The organism is Pseudonocardia sp. CA-107938, from assembly GCF_050936315.1.
In the GTDB taxonomy this organism is placed as follows: Bacteria; Actinomycetota; Actinomycetes; order Mycobacteriales; family Pseudonocardiaceae; genus Pseudonocardia.
In genome coordinates, this window is sequence record NZ_JBNJNA010000001.1 from 2,941,688 (window position 1) to 2,959,104 (window position 17,417).

The following is a 17,417-nucleotide window of genomic DNA, read 5'->3' on the forward strand; positions in this document are numbered from 1 at the left end:
CTCGGGCGAACCTCGTCCTCGTGACGTTGTTCGTGGGGATGTTCGTGCTCGGCAGTTCGGAGCTGCTCGTGGTGGGCGTGCTCAACGTGATCGCCGCCGATCTGCGGGTGTCCATCCCGGAGGCCGGGGGACTGGTGAGCGCCCTGGCCCTGGGGCTGGCCATCGGTGGGCCGTTGTTGACGGCGCTGACCATCCGGTTGGACCGGCGCACGGTGCTGATCGGCGCGCTGGTGCTGTTCACCGCGGCCACCCTGGTCGCGGTGTGGACCTCCAGCTACGGGCTGTTCGTCGTGGTCCGGGTGGTGACGGGGGCGCTGCAGGGGTTGTTCATCGCCGCCGGCTTCGCGGTCGGCACGTCGGTGGTGCCGCCGGAGCGGATGGGCCGGGCGATCTCGGCGGTGTTCGGCGGGATCACGATCTCGGCGGCGCTCGGGGTCCCGTTGGGCACGTTGGTGGGGCAGCAGTTGGGGTGGCGCGGGTCGTTCGTCGCGCTGGCCGTGCTGAGCGTCGTGGCGCTCGTCGCGACGGTCGCGGTGGTCCCGTCGGTGCCGAGTGCTGCCGGCGGGTTCGCCAGCCAGGCCCGGTACGCGTTCGCCCCGCGGGTGCTCGCGGTGCTGCTGCTGGACTTCGTGCTGTTCACCGGCGTGTTCACCGCGTTGACGTACCTGACGCCGTTCCTGGAGTCGGTCGTCGGGGTGACCGGTGCGGTGCTGAGCGCGTTCCTGCTGGCATACGGGGTGGCGACGGCGGTCGGGTCGGTCGGCGGCGGCCGGTTCGCCGACCGGAACGCCTCGGTGACGGTGATCGTGGCGACGGTCGGCACCACGGCCGCGCTGCTGGCGCTGTACCTGGTCGGCGCGAGCGCGTTCGCCGTGGTCGTCGCGCTGGTGGGGCTGGGCCTGTTCGCCATGGGTGGCGTCCCGTCGCTGCAGCACCGGACGATCAGCCTGGCCGGGCCCGGCGCGGCGCTCGCCCAGCCGCTGCCCGCGTCCGCGGCCAACCTCGGGATCGCGGTCGGCGCGTTCGCGGGCGGCGTCGCGATCGACCGGGTCGACGTGTCGGCCGCCGTCCTCACCGGGGTGGGCATCGCCGTCGTCGCGATCGTGCTGGCGATCGCCACCAGCCGCCTCGCGCCCCGAGAGGTGCCCGTCGCCGAGCCCGTCGCGTGACGCGGGTTCCGGCGCGGCTCACCGGAGCCCCGGTCGGGGGTCGGCCGGACCGATCGTTCTCGTGCCCTACGCGCTCATCCACGATGAACCCCATCCGTCGTCCTGCAGTGGAACCGTCCGCGGGGTACGACCGTGGGGGACCCGGGTCGGTTGGGGGTCGCGGTCAGGTCCGGGACGTGTCCGCGCGTGCGCCGCCGAGGATCGCGTCGAGCAGGCCGGGGTAGCGGTCGTCCAGGTCCTGGCGTCGTAGTGACAGGAGGTTCTCCCGCCCTGCGGGTTGTTGCCAGATGACGCCGCTGTCGCGCAGCACGCGCCAGTGATGGGTCAGGGTGGACTTGGAGATGGGCGGTTCGAGGCGGAGTCCGACGGCGCCGCAGGGGTGCTCGCCGCCTTCGGCGAGGATGCGGGTGATCGCCAGGCGGATGGGGTTGCCGAGGGCGGCGAGCACGTTCTCGAGCACGATCTGCTCGGTGGGCGGGTGCTGACCGATCATCCGTCCACCGTACCTCGATAGTCCAACAAAACACGAACAGTCGTACCGTCCGTACCGTTCGATAGTACGCTTCTTTTCGTACAGTCGTACGGTGGCCGTCGTGGCCGATCGAAAGGACGCTCGACGTTGTCCAGCTCACCCGTCGCCGCGGCTGGTCGGCGCCCCCGGCTGGGGCCGATCCTGACCGTGCTGGCGCTCGCCCAGCTGATCTTCTCCCTCGACCTGAACATCGTGTTCGTGGCACTGCCCGACATCGGGGCCGATCTGGGCTTCACCGAGCAGACCCAGCAGTCGGTGGTCAGCGCCTACGTCGTGTTCGCCGGTGGGTTCCTGCTGCTCGGCGGCCGCGCCGCTGATCTGCTGGGGCGCCGCCGGGTGTTCGTGGCGGCACTGACGATCTACGCCCTCTCGTCCCTGGCCGGCGGGCTCGCCGGGAGCCCGTTGGTCATCGTGATCGCTCGGGCGGTGCAGGGGCTCGGCGGCGCGCTGCTGCTGCCGTCCACCCTGGCGCTGATCAACACGCTGTTCGAGGAGGGGCCGCGGCGCAACCGCGCGTTGGCGGTGTGGGGCGGTGCCGGTGCCAGCGGCCTCACGTTGGGCGCGCTGCTCGGCGGCGTGCTGACCCAGGCCTTCGGCTGGGAGGCCGTCTTCTTCGTCAACGTCCCGCTCGCGGGCGCGGTCGCGCTCGTCGCACTGGCGGTGATCCCGGCCGACGTCCGCGCCGTCGTCCGGCGGCGGTTCGACCTGCCCGGCGCCCTCACCGTCACCGGCGGCGCAACCCTGGCGGTGTTCGTGCTGGTGCAGGGCCCGGAGCGGGGATGGGCCGGGCCAGAGGTGCTCGTCTGCGCCGTCCTGTCCGTCGCGTTGCTGGTCGCGCTCGCGGTGATCGAGTCGCGCAGCGTCGACCCGTTGATGCCCCCACGGCTGCTCCGCAACCGCAGCCTCGCTGCCGGCGTCGCGGTCACGTTCCTCTACATGGCGACCTTCGGCACGCTGCCGTACTTCCTGACCGTGCTCCTGCAGACCGTGCACGGGTTCACCGCCCTCCAGACCGGGCTAGCGTTCCTGCTGCCGTCGATCGCGATCGCCACCGGCACGCAGGTGGGGGAGCGCCTGACCACCCGGCTCGGCACGCGCACCACCCTGATCACGGGGTTCGTCGGCGGCGTCGTGGGCACGGCGGTGCTCGCCCTCGGATTCGGCGCCGACCAGGGCTACCTCGCGCTCGTGCCCGGTCTCGTCGTCTCCGGGGTCGGCCAGGGCATCGTCTGGACGTCCATGTGGATCGCCGCTGGTACCGGCGTGCAGCCGTCGGAGCAGGGCGTCGCGAACGGCATGGCGTCCACCACGTTGAACATCGGCAACGCCATCGGCCTCGCCGTCCTGATCGCGATCTCGAACGCGGACGTCGCCGGCAGGTCGGGACCGGCGCTGCCGGACGCGCTGGCCGCCGGCGGTCGCACCGCCGTCCTGATCGCCTCCGCCGGCATGGTGATCGGCCTGCTCCTCGCGCTGTCGTTCCCCACGGGCCGCGCGGAGGACGGATGCTCGCCCGGCAACGCCAGGGGCTGATCCTCGACGAGGTCCGCACCGCCGGCGGGGTGCGCGTCTCGGAGCTGGTCGACCGGCTCGGCGTCTCGGACATGACGATCCGTCGTGACATCGAGGTACTGGCCGGGCGCGGGCTCGTCGCCCGCGTGCACGGCGGAGCCACCAGCGTGGCCGAGCCTCGCCCCACCACCCGGGCGGCGGCGCGCACCGAGGCCGAGCGGGCGATCGCCGCGGCAGCGGCGACGCTCGTCGAGCCCGGTTCCTCGGTGGCGATGTCCGCTGGCCCGACGACCACCCTGCTGGCCGCGGCGCTGTCGTCGATCCCCCGCCTGACGGTCGTGACGAACTCGCTGCCCGTCGCCGCGGTGCTGCACGAGACGGGCCGCGCCGATCTCGCGGTGGTGCTGACCGGCGGTGAACGCACGGCGTCCGACGCGCTCGTCGGGCCGGTCGCGGTTGCGGCACTCGCCGGCCTGCACGTCGACCGGCTGTTCCTGGGGGTGCACGGGATGGACGCCACCGCCGGGTTCACCGCACCCGGCCTGGCCGAGGCGGCGACCGACCGCGCGCTGATCCGCAGCGCGCGGTCCACGACCGTCCTGGCCGCCAGCGCGACGTGGGGGGTGGTGGGACTGAGCACGATCGCCGCGCTCGACGACGTCGACCTCGTCGTGACGGACGACGGGCTCGACCCGCACGTGCGGGAGATCCTGCAGGCCGAGTGCGGCGATCTGGTGCTGGCGGGCGCTGCGCCACGCGGGCTGCCGCCCGCCGCGGCGATCAGCGTCCGGTCACGCGATGCGGGTCAGCAGAGGTCGCCCGTCTCGTAGCAGGACCCGCAGACCCCGCCGCAGCAGATGCGGACCTGACGCTGCTTGACCAGCGGGTTTCCGAGCATGGAAACGCAGCCGCAGAACTCCTCGTACTGCTCGCAGGCCAATGCCTTCTCGGTGGGCAGGAACAGCGCGACGAGGCGGTCGGCGATCCTGGCGACGTTTTCCACGACCTGCTCACGGTATCCGGATGTCCCCGACATGACTCCCTCTCGTTGACGGTTGTTGATCGAGCCGCCGCAGGCTACACGTCGGCCTTGCGCACCGCGACGGCCGTCATCTCCATTGCGCGCACAAATGCGTTGCGCTCAGTGGGTGCAAAATCACGATGGGTGACTCGGTTACGCTCGCGGAAGTGCGCGGTTCGGATTCTCCGGCCGACGGCACGTCGGGGTGCGCGGGCGTACGGGGGAGCGAGTGGGGGGTCGCACGGTGCTGGGCGGCGCGCTGGGCGCGGGCCGGCTGGCGTTGCGGGCCGCGCCGTTGCTGATCGTCGGCCAGGTGCTGGTGGCGTTGACGACGGCGGCGCTGCCGGTGCTGGTGGCGTGGCTGACCAAGCTGGTGATCGACGCGCTCGTGAACGGCGCGCCGGACGGGCTGGAGCCACTGCTGTGGCTGGCCGGCGGGCTGGTCGGCGCGGGCCTGCTGGTGGCGCTGCTGCCGCGGGTGGCGATGTTCCTGCGGCAGGAGGCGGGCCGGGCGATCGGCCGGTGGGTGCAGGACCGGCTCTACCGCGCCGTCGAGGCGTTCTCCGGGTTGACGCGGTTCGAGACGCCGACGTTCCTCGATCGGTTGCGGCTGGCGCGGCAGGCGGGCGCGCAGTCGCCGGGCAGCGTCGTCGAACAGGGGATCGCGCTGGTCGGAGGCGTGGTGACGGCCGCGGGGTTCCTCGGCTCGCTCGTCGTCATCAGCCCGGTGATGGCGGGCGTGGTGCTGGCGGCGGCGGTGCCGACGGTGCTGGCGCAGCTGCAGCTGGCGCGCCGCCGCGCGGGGATGATGTGGTCGCTGGGCCCGCGGGAGCGACGGGAGTTCTTCTTCGGTTCGCTGCTGAGCGACGTGCAGGCCGCGAAGGAGATCCGGCTGTTCGGGTCCGGGCCGTTCCTGCGCGGACGCATGATGACCGAGCGGCGGGCCACGGACGTGCAGAAGGGGGCGCTGGACCTGCGGGAGCTGTGCACCCAGGGCGGGCTCGCCGTGCTGTCGGCCGCGGTGGGCGGCGCGGGCCTGGTGTGGGCGATCGCCGACGCCTACCACGGCGTGCTCACCGCGGGGGACGTGACGATGCTCGTCGCGGCGATCGCCGGCGTGCAGAGCGCGCTGGGCGGGGTGACGGTCGCGCTGGCCGGCGTGCACCAGCACGTGCTGCTGTTCGAGCACTACCTCGCCGTCGTCGAGGCCGGTCCGGACCTCCCGGCGGCGGCGCACCCCGTGCCGACGCCGCCGTTGACGGGCGGGATCGAGCTGCGGGACGTGTGGTTCCGCTACTCCGATGATCACCCGTGGGTGCTGTCCGGCGTGGACCTGTTCCTGCCCGCCGGCCAGGCGGTCGCGCTGGTCGGGCGCAACGGCGCCGGCAAGTCCACGCTGGTCAAGCTGCTGTGCCGGCTCTACGACCCGAGCAAGGGCGCGATCCTGTGGGACGGGGTCGACCTGCGCGACATGGACGTCGCCGAGCTGCGGCGCCGCATCGGTGCGGTGTTCCAGGACTTCATGCACTACGACCTGACCGCAGCGGAGAACATCGCCCTCGGCGACGTCGAGGCGCTCGACGACCGGGACCGCATCACCGCGGCCGCCCGCCTGGCCGGCGTCCACGACATGATCGAGGCCCTGCCGCGTGGCTACGACACCCTGCTGTCGCGGATGTTCGTGTCCGAGCAGGACAAGGCCGACCCCGACACCGGGATCGTGCTCTCGGGCGGGCAGTGGCAGCGCCTCGCGCTCGCCCGTGCGCTGCTGCGCGGCAACCGCGACCTGCTGATCCTCGACGAACCCAGCTCAGGCCTCGACGCCGTGGCCGAGCACGAGGTGCACACGCGGCTGCGCGCGCACCGCAGCGGCCGCACCAGCGTGCTGATCTCGCACCGGCTCGGCGCGGTGCGCGAGGCCGACCAGATCGTCCTCCTCGACGACGGGCGGATCACCGAGCGCGGCACGCACGACGAGCTGATGGCCGTCGACGGCGGGTACGCGGAGCTGTTCCGGCTCCAAGCTGCCGGTTACCAGGAGAACGTGGGAGCGCGCTGAGCCATTTCCCACTCCTCGATCCGCCGAGTGAGCCGGAAACGGGCAGGGATGGTCGTTCCGAAAACGAAGGAGCGCGCAGAATCCGAGGATCGCGCCGATCTGCGAGAACGGTGAAGAGCACGGGCAGCATTCTTCGGCGGCTTCACCCCGCCCGTCGGCGCGCGGTTCTGCCATCCTTCGCTCGTGGGCGAGGTCGTGGTCGCGATCGTCACGGACGCTCGCGGTGTGCTGGTCGGGCAGCGACGCGACGGCGCACCGCCGTGGACGTTCCCCGGCGGGAAGATCGAACCCGGTGAGACTCCTGAGGCGGCAGCGTGCCGGGAGGTTCGCGAGGAGACCGGTGTGGAGATCCAGGTCGTGGGCGAGATCGGTCGGCGCGTCCACCCGCGCACCGGGCAGGTCCTGATCTACCTCGCCGCCCGCCCGTCGGGGTCGCTGACGCCGCGAGCGGATGGCCGTGAGCTGATCACGCTCAGGTGGGTGCGGTGGCATGAGATCGATCAGCTGATGCCGGACCTGTTCGCGCCCGTCCGCGTCCACCTCCTCGATCACCGTTGAGACTCGCCGGTGCCGCGCAGCCGCGTGAAGGGGCGTGCGACCCGTTCCGCCAGGATGCGCGCCGCCGAGATGTCCCCTCGTGGATGGGTCTTCGCGTGGCGGGCTCGTACCCGGCTTCCGGGGTACGGTGAACACCCGAGAGACGGAAGTGCCCTCGCGTGCGGATGAGGCGGCGGGGCGCGGACCGAGAAGCGGAGTCTCGGACATGAGCGAGAGTGCCGAGTTCAGCGGCGGCATCGGTCGTCGCTTGCGCGAGATCCGGGTCTGGCGCGGCCTGTCGCTGCGAGCAGCCGGTGAGCTGGCCGGGTTCTCCGCCGCCTATCTGTCCCTCATCGAGAGAGGGGTGCGACCCATCGAACGCCGATCAACCCTGGAGGCGCTGGCCGGAGCGCTGCAGGTGTCGCCATCCGAGCTGACCGGCACCGCCACGCGCGCCGCAGAGGACAGGGAGTCCGGCCCGGCCGTGGCCGCGCTGCGCCTGGCCCTCGCCGACGTCGAGTTCGGGGAGGCCGTCGACGCGCCCGCCCGCCCGTGGCCGGATGTAGCTGCCGACCTGGCCGCCATGAACGCGTTGCGCCCGCAGGCCGCCTACGGAGCACTCGGCGCCGTCCTGCCAGCGTTGGTCGTCGACCTGCACGCGCACCTCACGACCGAGCACCGCCGGGCCGCGCTCGCGGGGCTGGTGGACTGCTACGCCGCGGCCCAGTTCCTCGCGAAGAATCTCGGCGTGCCCGACCTCGCACTCGTCGCGTCGCGGCACCTTCGCGACGCCACCAGCGCCTTGTCGGGTCCCGAGTGGGCGGGCCTCGCCGCGTGGTCGCGCGCGCAGGCGATCAGCCAGTCAGCTCGAGACCGAGCGCATGCGGTTGCAACGCGCGGCGCCGCCGACATCGCCAGCGAGCTGGACCGCCCGCAGGTGGCCGACGTGTACGGGTCGCTGCACCTCACCGCGGCCTTGGCGTCGATGACCCTGGGCAGGACCGACACGGCCGCCGATCACCTCGACGAGGCGGCCGCGGTAGCTACGCGTCCCGGTGTCGGGACCGGCTTCGGCAACCTCTGGTTCTCCAGCGGCAACGTGCAGGTGTGGCGCACGATGCTCGCCGTCGAGGCCGGTGACGGTGGCCGCGCCGTCGAGATCGCGCGTGGCGTGGACCCAGCGACGCTGCCGGAGTCGCCGAACCGTCAGGCCGCGTGGTGAATCGACATCGGCCGCGGGCTCGCGATGGAGCGGCGCACCCGCGATGACGCCCCGCAGGCCTTCCGGCGAGCGGAGCAGCTCGCCCCGCAGCGGTTCCGGGCCAACCCGTTCGCCCGTGAGGCGGTTACGGACCTGCTAACCCGCGCACGGCGTGACGCCGGTGGACGGGAGCTACGGGGAATCGCCTACCGCATGGGTATCTCGGCCTGAGCCAGCTGCGGCAGCGTCAACCAGCTGTCAACAACTGAATGCGGAGCGCTCGTAGCTTCCCGGCCATGTCCCACGACCTCACCTTCGCGCTGGTCGACATCCTGGCACGCAACCCGGGTGCCACCGACCGGTTGCTCGCCGAGCACGTCGACGACGGTAGCGGCCGCTGCCAGGTGTGCTCTGCCGGCCCACAGGCTGGACGGATGATGTGGCCCTGCCGCCTCTACGGCGTCGCGGAGGTCGCAGCCCGCGTGGTCGCCGGGAGCGGCTCGTGATCTACGAGTGCGACGCATGTGGCCGCCCGGTCCGGTTCAGAGGTCACGAACGCGGCTACGAGCATCTCCAGCTGACGACCTGCACCGGGATCGACGGGATCGTCCTCGGCGTCGTGGCGAGGGATCGCTCACCAGCGCCGGCCGAGCCTCACCCGTCGGATCAGGCGCGCGCCGCCCGCCCGCCGGGCTCGATCAGCTGAAGGGACCGTCCGCGTCCGGCTCGTCGATCACGTCCACATTGCGCTCCCGGGCCTGGACGTTCCCCGGCAGACGGCGTGAAATCGCTGTGCAACGCGTTCCCGCCAGGATGTGTCGACGGCTCGCCGGCCTGCGTGGCGGACGCCTCGTCTCCGTTCGGGGTTCGATCCGAGGAGGGGCTCATGGCTGGTGACGGACCGCGGCTCGTGCGCGAGCTCACCGTCTGGGAGGCGGTCGGGATCACCGCCGAGGAAGGCCTCACCGCGGCCGGGAGCCGCTCGTGAGCGCGCCGGTTCCGGGTGGACGTCCCGGCGAGGCCGAGCGCGCCGCGGAACTGGCGGCCGCTCTCGCGGACCAGGGCGTGCACGGCGTGATCCTCTCCTTCGTCGACACGGCGGGGATCAACCGCGTGAAGACCGTCCCCGTGCGCGCGCTCCCGTCCGCGGTGCGGTGGGGCGTGGGCATGTCGCCGGTGTTCGACATGTTCCTGGCCGACGACTCCATCGTCGGGAGCGACATCCAGGGCGGCCCGGACGGCGACCTGCGGCACTACCCCGACCTGGACGGGCTGGTGGCGCTCGCGGCGCAGCCGGGGTGGGCGTGGGCGCCGGTGGACCGGATGACCCAGGAGGGCGGGCCGCACCACAGCTGCTCGCGCACCCTGCTGCGGCGCGCCCAGAGCGACGCCGAGCAGGCCGGGCTGACGTTCCGGGCCGCGATCGAGATCGAGTTCGCGCTGGGTCGCGGCGATGTCCCGCACCCGGAGTTCGTGCCGGCGTGCCTGGGCTCGGCCTACGGCATGACGAGGGTGGTCGAGCAGAGCGACTTCTGCGCCGCGGCCCTCGACGCGCTGGAGCGCCAGGGCGTCGAGGTCGACCAGATCCATCCCGAGTACGCGGCGGGCCAGTACGAGATCTCGGTCTGCGCGCTGGACCCGGTGGCGGCGGCCGACCGTTCGGTGCTGGTGCGCCAGACCCTGCGTGCGCTCGCCGGCCGGCACGGGCTGCGCATCTCGTTCGCCCCGTCGGTGGTGGCGGGTGGCGTCGGCAACGGTGGCCACGTGCACCTGTCCGCGTGGCGGGACGGCGTCAACCTGCACGGGACGGGCGAGCGGCGCTACGGCATGACGGGCGAGGCCGAGGCCTTCGCCGCCGGCGTGCTCGACGCCCTGCCCGCCCTGGCCGCGGTCGCCACCCCGAGCCCGTCCAGCTACCTGCGCATGCAGCCGTCGCACTGGGCCGGCGTCTATGCCGTGTGGGGTCACGAGACCCGCGAGGCGGCGCTGCGGGTCGTCACGGGCACGGCCGGGCAGCCCGGCGCCGCGAACATCGAGGTGAAGTGCGCCGACCTGGCCGCCAACCCGTACCTGCTGCTGTCGGGCCTGATCACCGCCGGCCGGGACGGCATCGACCGCGGTCTCGCCCTGCCCGAGGAGATCACCGGCGACCCGTCCCGCTTCTCGCCGGAGGAGGCGGAGCGGCGCGGCATCCGGCGGCTGCCCACCACCCTCGACGACGCCGTGGCGGCGTTCGCGGCCAGCAGCCTGCCCGCGCGGGCGTGGGGCGAGTACGTGCCCGACGCGGTTCTGGCCGTGCGCCGCGGCGAGGCCGCGCGGATGCAGGGCCTCGCCGCCGATGCGGTCGCCGAGGCCTACCGCTGGGTGTACTGATGGGCGGCCTGGTGAGCACCGACGTCGCCCACACGGTCGCGCTGGTCGACCACCACTGCCACGGCGTCGTCACGGCCGAGCTCGACCGACCCGGGCTGGAGGCGCTGATCAGCGAGGGCGGCCCGCCGTCCGACGGCGAGACCAACTTCGACACCCCGATCGGACTGGCCATCCGGCGGCACTGCGCGCCGCTGCTCGACCTGCCGCCGCACGCGCCCGTCGACGAGTACCTGGCCCGCCGCGCCGAACTGGGCACCGCCGAGGTCAACCGGCGGTTCCTGAGCAGCACGAACACCGCGCGGTACCTCGTCGACACCGGGCACGACCCGGCTGGGCTGACCACACCCGAGGAGCTGGCGGCCGCCGCCGGGGCCGGCGCCCACCACGTCGTCCGGTTGGAGAGCGTGGCCGAGGAGCTGGCCGCGTCCGGCGTCGAGCCGGCCGAGTTCGCCCGCCGGTTCGCGGCGCGGCTGGCCGACACCGTGGCCGCGACCGGTGCGGTCGGCGTCAAGTCCGTCGCCGCCTACCGCACCGGCCTGAGACTGGACCCGGCCCGCCCGACCGCGCCCGAGGTGACGGCGGCCGCCGCGACCTGGCTCGCCGCCGGGCCGGGGAGCGGATGGCGGATGGCCCACCCCGACCTGCAGCGCATGAGCATGTGGGCCGCGGTGGACCTCGGCCTGCCGATCCAGTTCCACATCGGGTTCGGCGACAGCGACATCCGCATGGCGGAGGTGGATCCCACCCTGCTCACCGACTGGATCCGGCAGCACCGCGTGCCCGTGATGCTGCTGCACTGCTGGCCGTGGCACCGGCAGGCGTCCTACCTCGCCTGCATCTACCCGAACGTCCACGTGGACGTCGGGTCGGTGCTGCACTACGTCGGGCCTCGCCGCGCCGTCGCCGTCTTCGCCGAGTCGGCCGAGGTCACCCCGTTCACCCGGCTGCTGTACTCCTCCGACGCCTACGGCGTGCCGGAGCTGTACGTGCTCGGCGCGCTGACGTTCCGGCTCGCGCTGGACGCGATGCTCACCGACCGGATCGCCGCGGACGAGTGGAGCCGGCCCGACGCCGAACGCATCGCGGCCATGGTGGCCCACCGCAACGCCGAGCGCGTCTACCGACTGCCGACGTGACCGTGCGCGGCGGTCGGGCAGCGACGCCGGTGCCGGCGCGCACCCGCTCGGCCAGCTCGTCACGCAGCGCGCCCGCCCGGCCGAAGCCGCGGACGCGTTCGGTGCGGACGAACGTGCCCGCGAGGTCGAGCAGGGAGGCGATCAGCCCCACTCGCGCAGCGCGCCGGCAGTCAGCCCGCCAGCGTCAGCACCGCGCCGTACGTGCCGGTCTCCTCGTCGGGCACGACGTCGGACAGCCGCCACGGCGACTCCCCCACCAGCGCGTCGAGCTCGGCGGGTGAGCAGTAGAGGTAGTCGAAGAACGGCGTGGCGAGCCGGTCGAACCGGATCCGCATCCGCATCTGGCCGGGCAGCCGCCCGCGGCGACGGTTCGCCTCCAGCGCGGCGCGGTGCTCCTCGTCCTCGACGAGGTGGGGATCGGCGCCCGTCCCGATGACGCGAGCGCCCGGGTTGGCGAGCTGCGCGAGTCGCGCGAGCACGGCGGCGGCCCGCCGCTGATCGGACAGGAACCCCAGGTTCCAGCCGAGCATCAGGAACGTGTCGAAGCGGCCGAGGTGCGCGGGCAGCGCGTCCACGTCCGCCGCGGTGGCCGGCGCGGACCGCTCCGCGCACACCGCCAGCGCGCCGGCGGAGGTGTCGACGCCGAGCGCGTCGACGCCCCGCGCCTGCAGCGCGAGCACGTGCCGGCCGGCGCCGCACCCGATGTCGAGCACGCGACCGGTGGCGCGCTCACACATCTCGCGCTCGATCGCGCTCCAGTCGTCCGGGCCCGACAGGTACGGCGCGACGTCGGCCACGCTGACCCAGCCGTCGTCGCGCTCGACGACCACGACTGCGCTGCCGGTGGCCCCACCTGCGGCGTGGCACTGCCGGAGCGCAGTGCCGAAGGCATCACCGAGGACAGGAGGGGCCACCGACACCCGTCGAGCTACTTCCGTCGCTTCGGCTTCTTGAGCGGGTACGGCGGGGTGAACTGCATCGCAGCCTCCTTCGAGCTCCTTCGTCGGTTCGTCGATTCCAACCGCTCTGGTGACCACTGCCCAAGCCTTTCGACGATCGTCGGAGAGTGCCACGCGCCTGGTCGGTCGAGCGTCGACGGCAGGCCGAACCGTGCGGCGAGGCCGGGGTCCTCGATCGCGAGGATCCGGGCGATGCCGCTCGCGGTCGGCCAGAGGATGCCGATCCCGAACGGCCGGTGGACGCCGTCGGGGCCGCGCAGGTAGGCGATGGCGGCCGGCTGCCCGTTGGCCGTGGTCGGCACCATCCGCCAGGTTCCGGGCGCACCGACGCTCGCGCGGAGCACGCCGAGGCACGCGAGCCGGCCGGCGAACCACTCGCCGGACGGGATCAGCTCCAGCGCGGCGTCCGTCCGCAGCGCCTTCTCCAGCGCGGCGGTGTCGGCGTGCTCGAACCCGGCCACGTACTGCTCCAGCAGCTCGCGGGCACGCGGGTCGTCCGGGTCCAGCAGCTCCGCCTCGCCAGTGGGGGCCACCTCCGCGAGCCGGGCCCTGGCACGCTGCAGCGCGCTCTTCACGGCGACGACGGTCGTGCCGAGCATCGCCGCGACATCGGCCGCCGGGAAGGCCAGCACGTCGCGCAGGATCAGTACGGCCCGCTGCCGCGGCGCGAGGAGCTGGAGGCTCGCGATGAGGGCGAGCCGCACGCTCTCCCGCGCGGCCACCACGACCGCCGGGTCCTGCGGTCCGTCCGTCATCGCCGCGTCCGCGATCGGCTGGACCCATGGGGTCTCGCCGTCCTCGGCCGCCCCGGCCAGCCCTGACGGCAGGGGCCGGCGGCTGCGCCGCCGACCGGCGGTCAGGCAGACGTTCGTGGCGATGCGGAAGAGCCACGCGCGCAGCAGGTCCTTCTCCCGGAGCCCGCGGTAGGACCGCCAGGCCCGCAGGTAGGTCTCCTGGACGGCGTCCTCGGCCTCGTCCCACGACCCGAGCATGCGGTAGCAGTGGGCCAGGATCTCCCGCCGGTACGGCTCCGCCGCCGGTGCGAACTCGCCGTCGTCCACGGAGCCGAGCACGTCACGTCCCATGCCGGAGAAGACTCGCCGGCACGCCGGAAGGAATCGGCCTACGCCGAGGTGCGCGCAGGGACGCTGCCCACCGCCAGTACGGCGGCCGCGCCCGCGATGACGGCGAGCACGACGAACACGGCGGGGTAGCCGCCGAAGAGCTCCGCCGCGGCGGCGCCGGCCCAGGGCGACAGCGCGGTGACGACCAGGACGGGAGCGCTGAGCAGTCCGTTGAGCCGGCCGTAGTGGGTGGTGCCCCAGCGGTCGCTGATCGCGGTGGCCTGCAGCAGCGTGAACACGCCCCGGGTCGCACCGGCCAGCATCGCCGCGGCGACGAGCAGGGCACCCGGGCCCGGGAGCAGCCCGAGCAGCGCGGTCGCCCCCGCCGAAGCGGCGATGATCGCCACGGTGCGGGTGCGGACGGTCACGGAGCGGACGAGCCGGCCGTAGCCCAGCCGACCCAGTACCTGGCCGAGCCCGCCGAGCCCGAGCGCCCATGCCGCCTCGGCGGTGGTCATCCCGCGCTCGATCAGCAGCGGGACCTGGTTGACGACGACGGCGTACGCGGAGAACCCCGCCAGCGCCACGGCCACCAGCAGCACCCGGAAGGCGCGACTGCGGACGATGTCCGCGGGCGCGTGCTCCGGGCCGGGATGGGGCTCCGGTGCCGGCCAATGCCCGCGCAGCCCCAGCAGGTGCCCCGGGACGGTCACGACGGCCAGCACCGCGGCGAGCGCGAGGTAGGTGCCGCGCCACCCGAGCGGTCCGAGCAGGGCCGCGGTGACCGGGGCGAAGACGGTGCTGGCCAGCCCGGCCAGCAGCGTGACCGCGGTCAGGGCCGTCACCCGGCGCGGCCCCCACCAGCGGGTCAGCGCCGCGAACGCGGGCGAGTAGAGGGTGCCGGCCATCGCGATGCCGACCAGCACCCACCCGGCGACGAACAGCGGGTACGACGGTGCGACCGCGATCAGCACGACCGCCGGCACCGCGAGGAGCGACCCGGTCGTCATCACCAGCCGCGGCCCGAACCGGTCCAGCCAGCGCCCGACCGGGATCCCGACCAGCGCCGAGACGACGAGCCCGGTGGAGAACGCCGCGGTCAGCGCCGGGATCGACCATCCGGTGTCGGCGGCGATCGACGGCGCCAGCACCGGGAAGGCGTAGTACAGCACCCCCCAGCTGACGATCTCGGTCACGCACAGCACGACCAGCACGCGGCGCAGCCCGAACTCGGTCAACCCGCCCGTCACCTGCTCGGCCGCCTGCGGTCCGTGCACAGTGCCCCCCTTCGACGCCCCCCACCTTGCTCGGCGCCGGTGCCGTCGTCGAGGCGGGGCGAAGTTCGCGGTGCGCGCCCTGTAAGGATCGGGTGCCTCGCAGCCTCTTGACGGGTAGACGACGCGAGGGGGATCCGTGGCGGAAGCCGACTCCGAGAGGTTCACGCGGCTGTACCGCGACCACTACGACCGGGTGCTCGCCTACGCACTGCGCAGGGCGCCGGTGGAGGTGGCGAAGGAGGCCGTCGACGAGACGTTCCTGATCGCGTGGCGCAAGCTGCCCGACCTGCCGCACCGCGCCTTGCCGTGGCTGTTCGTCGTCACGCGCAACGCGATCAACAGCCACTTCCGCGGCCGCGCGGTCGACGTCCTCGACGCCGAGCTGCACCGCCTCGAAGCAGGTGTCGACGTCTCGGAGGCGGTCACCGAGCGGACGGTGGTGCTGCAGGCGCTCGCCGGGCTCTCGGCCACCGACCGCGAGGCGCTGATGCTCACCGTGTGGGACGGGCTCTCCGCATCGGACGCCGGGCGCGTCGCCGGGTGCTCCACCACGGCGTTCGCGGTGCGGCTGCATCGCGCCCGCCGTCGCCTGCGGGACGCGCTCGCCCGCGTCGACGTCGACGACACGACCGGTCCGCTGAGCACTGTCCAGGAGGTTCGATGAGCACCCGGTCCGCCGTCGATCGGATGGCCGCACAGCGCTTCCCCACGGACGCGGACCTGGAGCGCATCGCGCCGCACACCGACCGCGAGCGCCGCCTCGACGCGCTGCTGGCCCAGCCGCGCCCGACCGAGGCCGGCCGCGATCCCGCCCTCCCGGTCCCGAGCCGCCGCTCGCCGGTGCTGCTCGCGTTCGCCGTCGTGGCGATCGTCGTGATCGGGATCGTGGGCGGCCTGCGGGCGCTGCCGCAGCGGCCCACACCCGCAGCCCCACCCGGCTGCGGCACCACCCAGGCGCCGGACGCGCCGACGCTCCTGCGCGCGCTCGCCGACTGCGCGCAGGCCCAACCCGCGCTCCCGGACGGCCGGTTCGACTACCTGCACACCCTCTGGTGGGGGCCCGGCCTCTACGAGGGCGGCTCCGGCGAGGAGCTGGGCACCGTGGAGACCTGGACGTGGACGGCCCCCGACGGCTCCGGCCGCAAGGAGTCGAAGACGCCGCGCGCCACGAGCTCGACGGACCTGGGGCCGACCGGTCGCGGGCGAACCGACTGGCCGACCGACGTGGCCGCGCTCGACGCCGCGATACGGGACAGCCGAGGCCACCGCACCCCCCTGCCCGCCCCCGAAACCGAGTGGATCTCGGCCGTGGCGCAGATCGCGAGCAACACCGTCGTGTCCCCGCAGCTGCAGGCGGCACTCCTGCGGCTGCTCGCCACGAAGCCGGGTGTCACCGTCGACGGACCGGTGACCGACCATGCCGGTCGGGCGGGCGTCGCCGTGAGCGTCGGCGGGGAGTACGCCGGTCTGCCGGCCCGACACGTCCTGGTCCTCGATCCCGCGACCGGGAGGATCCTCGGCACCGAGGAGATCGTGCTCGCGTCCGGCAACGGGGTGCTGCTCGCCGCGCCACCCCCGGCGCCGGCGCACTACACGCTGATCCTCGGCTCGACCCGCGTGAACACCACCACCGACAAGCCTCAGTAGGTCGTGATCCGCTCGGTGAACAGCGCGAAGAACCGGTCGACGTCCACGCCGGTGGCGACGTGCACGTTCGCCGGGGCCCCGGTGAAGCCGCGCACGTCGCAGATCGTGCGGCCGAACCCGGGTCCGGGGCCGGTGTCCACCTCCACGGGCATCGGCACCACCTCGAACAGCGTCGGGTCGACGAGGTACGCGGCCGTGCAGACGTCGTGGATCGCGGGGCCGTCCCAGCCGTAGATCTGCCGGTAGGGCTCCGCGAACGTCGTCATCAGATCCGCGGCGCAGGCCGCGAGCGGGTGGCCGGTGGCGCGCAGCGCCTGGACGCGGTCGGGGGTGGCGAGCACCTGGTGGGTGACGTTCAGCCCGAACATCGTCACCGGTGCCCCACAGTCGAGCACGATCTTCATCGCGTGCGGGTCGGCGTAGGCGTTGAACTCGGCCGACGGCGTGGTGTTGCCTTCGTCCAGCGAGCCGCCCATGATCACGATGCCGGCGAGGGCGGACGCGAGCGCCGGTTCGAGGCTCAGCGCGAGCGCCAGGTTGGTCATGGCGCCGGTCGCGACGACGGTGAGCTCGCCCGGCCGGGCGAGCGCGCGCTCGACGATCTGCTCGGCGGCCCGACCCGGCGCGGCAGCACGGGTCGGCGGCGGCAGGACGACCGAGCCGAGCCCGGTGTCACCGTGGTACTCGGCCGCGTCCGTGCGCTGCGCGAGCAGGGCCTTCGGCGCCCCGGCGTGGACGGGCACCTCCGCGCCGAGCAGCTCGCAGATCGCGAGCGCGTTGCGGACGGTCCGGTCGAGACCCACGTTCCCGAACACGACGGTGACCGCGTCGACGTGCAGCTCGCGCGGGCTGGCGAACGCCAGGAACAGGTTCAGCGCGTCGTCGATGCCGGGATCGCAGTCGATGAGGATCGACGTCGGTGCCATGGGC

The 17,417-nt window shown here is 73.5% G+C and carries 17 protein-coding genes; 11 read left to right on the plus strand and 6 right to left on the minus strand.

Features of this window, described 5'->3' with window-relative positions:
• Positions 1-20: 20 nt before the first annotated feature.
• On the plus strand, positions 21-1,169 hold the full coding sequence (locus tag ACQEVB_RS14650) for an MFS transporter (protein WP_432970547.1): 1,149 nt from the start codon (positions 21-23) through the stop codon (positions 1,167-1,169).
• Between the two features lie 163 nt (positions 1,170-1,332).
• Here ACQEVB_RS14650 and ACQEVB_RS14655 read toward each other — a convergent pair whose 3' ends face one another.
• Positions 1,333-1,662: an ArsR/SmtB family transcription factor gene (locus ACQEVB_RS14655; protein WP_432970550.1), complete on the minus strand. Its 330-nt coding sequence runs from the start codon at positions 1,660-1,662 to the stop codon at positions 1,333-1,335.
• Between the two features lie 126 nt (positions 1,663-1,788).
• Between ACQEVB_RS14655 and ACQEVB_RS14660 the strand changes: the two genes are divergently transcribed.
• The gene (locus ACQEVB_RS14660) at positions 1,789-3,234 is read left to right on the plus strand and encodes an MFS transporter (protein ID WP_432970553.1); all 1,446 of its coding nucleotides are present in this window, start codon (positions 1,789-1,791) and stop codon (positions 3,232-3,234) included.
• Entirely contained in the window at positions 3,207-4,043 is an 837-nt protein-coding gene (locus tag ACQEVB_RS14665; protein WP_432970556.1) for a DeoR/GlpR family DNA-binding transcription regulator, read from the plus strand. The genes ACQEVB_RS14660 and ACQEVB_RS14665 overlap by 28 nt, the downstream gene beginning before the upstream one ends.
• On the opposite strand, the gene ACQEVB_RS14670 is transcribed toward ACQEVB_RS14665, so the two are convergent.
• Complete coding sequence (locus ACQEVB_RS14670) at positions 4,019-4,249, minus strand: hypothetical protein (RefSeq protein WP_432970559.1); 231 nt, start codon at positions 4,247-4,249, stop codon at positions 4,019-4,021. The genes ACQEVB_RS14665 and ACQEVB_RS14670 overlap by 25 nt on opposite strands.
• A gap of 214 nt (positions 4,250-4,463) precedes the next feature.
• Here ACQEVB_RS14670 and ACQEVB_RS14675 point away from each other — a divergent pair, with 214 nt between their 5' ends.
• The 6 genes from ACQEVB_RS14675 (at position 4,464) to ACQEVB_RS14700 (ending at position 11,540) form a co-directional block, all read left to right on the plus strand.
• Positions 4,464-6,293, plus strand: coding sequence for an ABC transporter ATP-binding protein (locus ACQEVB_RS14675; RefSeq protein ID WP_432970562.1), 1,830 nt, complete (start codon positions 4,464-4,466; stop codon positions 6,291-6,293).
• 183 nt (positions 6,294-6,476) lie between these two features.
• Entirely contained in the window at positions 6,477-6,851 is a 375-nt protein-coding gene (locus tag ACQEVB_RS14680; protein WP_432970565.1) for an NUDIX domain-containing protein, read from the plus strand.
• Between the two features lie 205 nt (positions 6,852-7,056).
• Positions 7,057-8,052 carry a helix-turn-helix domain-containing protein gene (locus ACQEVB_RS14685; RefSeq protein ID WP_432970568.1) on the plus strand — a complete coding sequence of 332 codons (996 nt, stop codon included), beginning with the start codon at positions 7,057-7,059 and terminating at the stop codon, positions 8,050-8,052.
• 275 nt (positions 8,053-8,327) lie between these two features.
• Positions 8,328-8,537, plus strand: coding sequence for a hypothetical protein (locus ACQEVB_RS14690; RefSeq protein WP_432970571.1), 210 nt, complete (start codon positions 8,328-8,330; stop codon positions 8,535-8,537).
• 478 nt (positions 8,538-9,015) lie between these two features.
• Complete coding sequence (locus tag ACQEVB_RS14695) at positions 9,016-10,404, plus strand: glutamine synthetase (RefSeq protein WP_432970574.1); 1,389 nt, start codon at positions 9,016-9,018, stop codon at positions 10,402-10,404.
• Positions 10,404-11,540 (plus strand): amidohydrolase family protein, encoded by a 1,137-nt coding sequence (locus ACQEVB_RS14700; RefSeq protein ID WP_432970577.1) that lies wholly within the window; start codon positions 10,404-10,406, stop codon positions 11,538-11,540. Before ACQEVB_RS14695 ends, ACQEVB_RS14700 begins: the two co-directional genes overlap by 1 nt.
• 170 nt (positions 11,541-11,710) lie before the next feature.
• Here ACQEVB_RS14700 and ACQEVB_RS14705 read toward each other — a convergent pair whose 3' ends face one another.
• From ACQEVB_RS14705 to ACQEVB_RS14715, 3 genes are read right to left on the minus strand one after another with little or no spacing between them, the layout of a single operon-like run.
• Positions 11,711-12,454, minus strand: coding sequence for a class I SAM-dependent methyltransferase (locus ACQEVB_RS14705; protein WP_432970579.1), 744 nt, complete (start codon positions 12,452-12,454; stop codon positions 11,711-11,713).
• Between the two features lie 14 nt (positions 12,455-12,468).
• Positions 12,469-13,584 carry an RNA polymerase subunit sigma-70 gene (locus tag ACQEVB_RS14710; protein ID WP_432970582.1) on the minus strand — a complete coding sequence of 372 codons (1,116 nt, stop codon included), beginning with the start codon at positions 13,582-13,584 and terminating at the stop codon, positions 12,469-12,471.
• Positions 13,585-13,622: 38 nt separating this feature from the next.
• Positions 13,623-14,840 carry an MFS transporter gene (locus ACQEVB_RS14715; protein ID WP_432970585.1) on the minus strand — a complete coding sequence of 406 codons (1,218 nt, stop codon included), beginning with the start codon at positions 14,838-14,840 and terminating at the stop codon, positions 13,623-13,625.
• A 136-nt stretch (positions 14,841-14,976) separates the two neighbouring features.
• Here ACQEVB_RS14715 and ACQEVB_RS14720 point away from each other — a divergent pair, with 136 nt between their 5' ends.
• Positions 14,977-15,504 (plus strand): RNA polymerase sigma factor, encoded by a 528-nt coding sequence (locus ACQEVB_RS14720; protein WP_432970588.1) that lies wholly within the window; start codon positions 14,977-14,979, stop codon positions 15,502-15,504.
• Entirely contained in the window at positions 15,501-16,487 is a 987-nt protein-coding gene (locus tag ACQEVB_RS14725) for a CU044_5270 family protein (RefSeq protein WP_432970591.1), read from the plus strand. Before ACQEVB_RS14720 ends, ACQEVB_RS14725 begins: the two co-directional genes overlap by 4 nt.
• Here the strand turns inward: ACQEVB_RS14725 and ACQEVB_RS14730 are convergent.
• A complete protein-coding gene (locus ACQEVB_RS14730; RefSeq protein ID WP_432970594.1) occupies positions 16,481-17,413 on the minus strand; it encodes a nucleoside hydrolase in 933 nt (310 codons plus the stop codon). The two genes, ACQEVB_RS14725 and ACQEVB_RS14730, sit on opposite strands and share 7 nt — an antisense overlap.
• Positions 17,414-17,417: the final 4 nt, after the last annotated feature.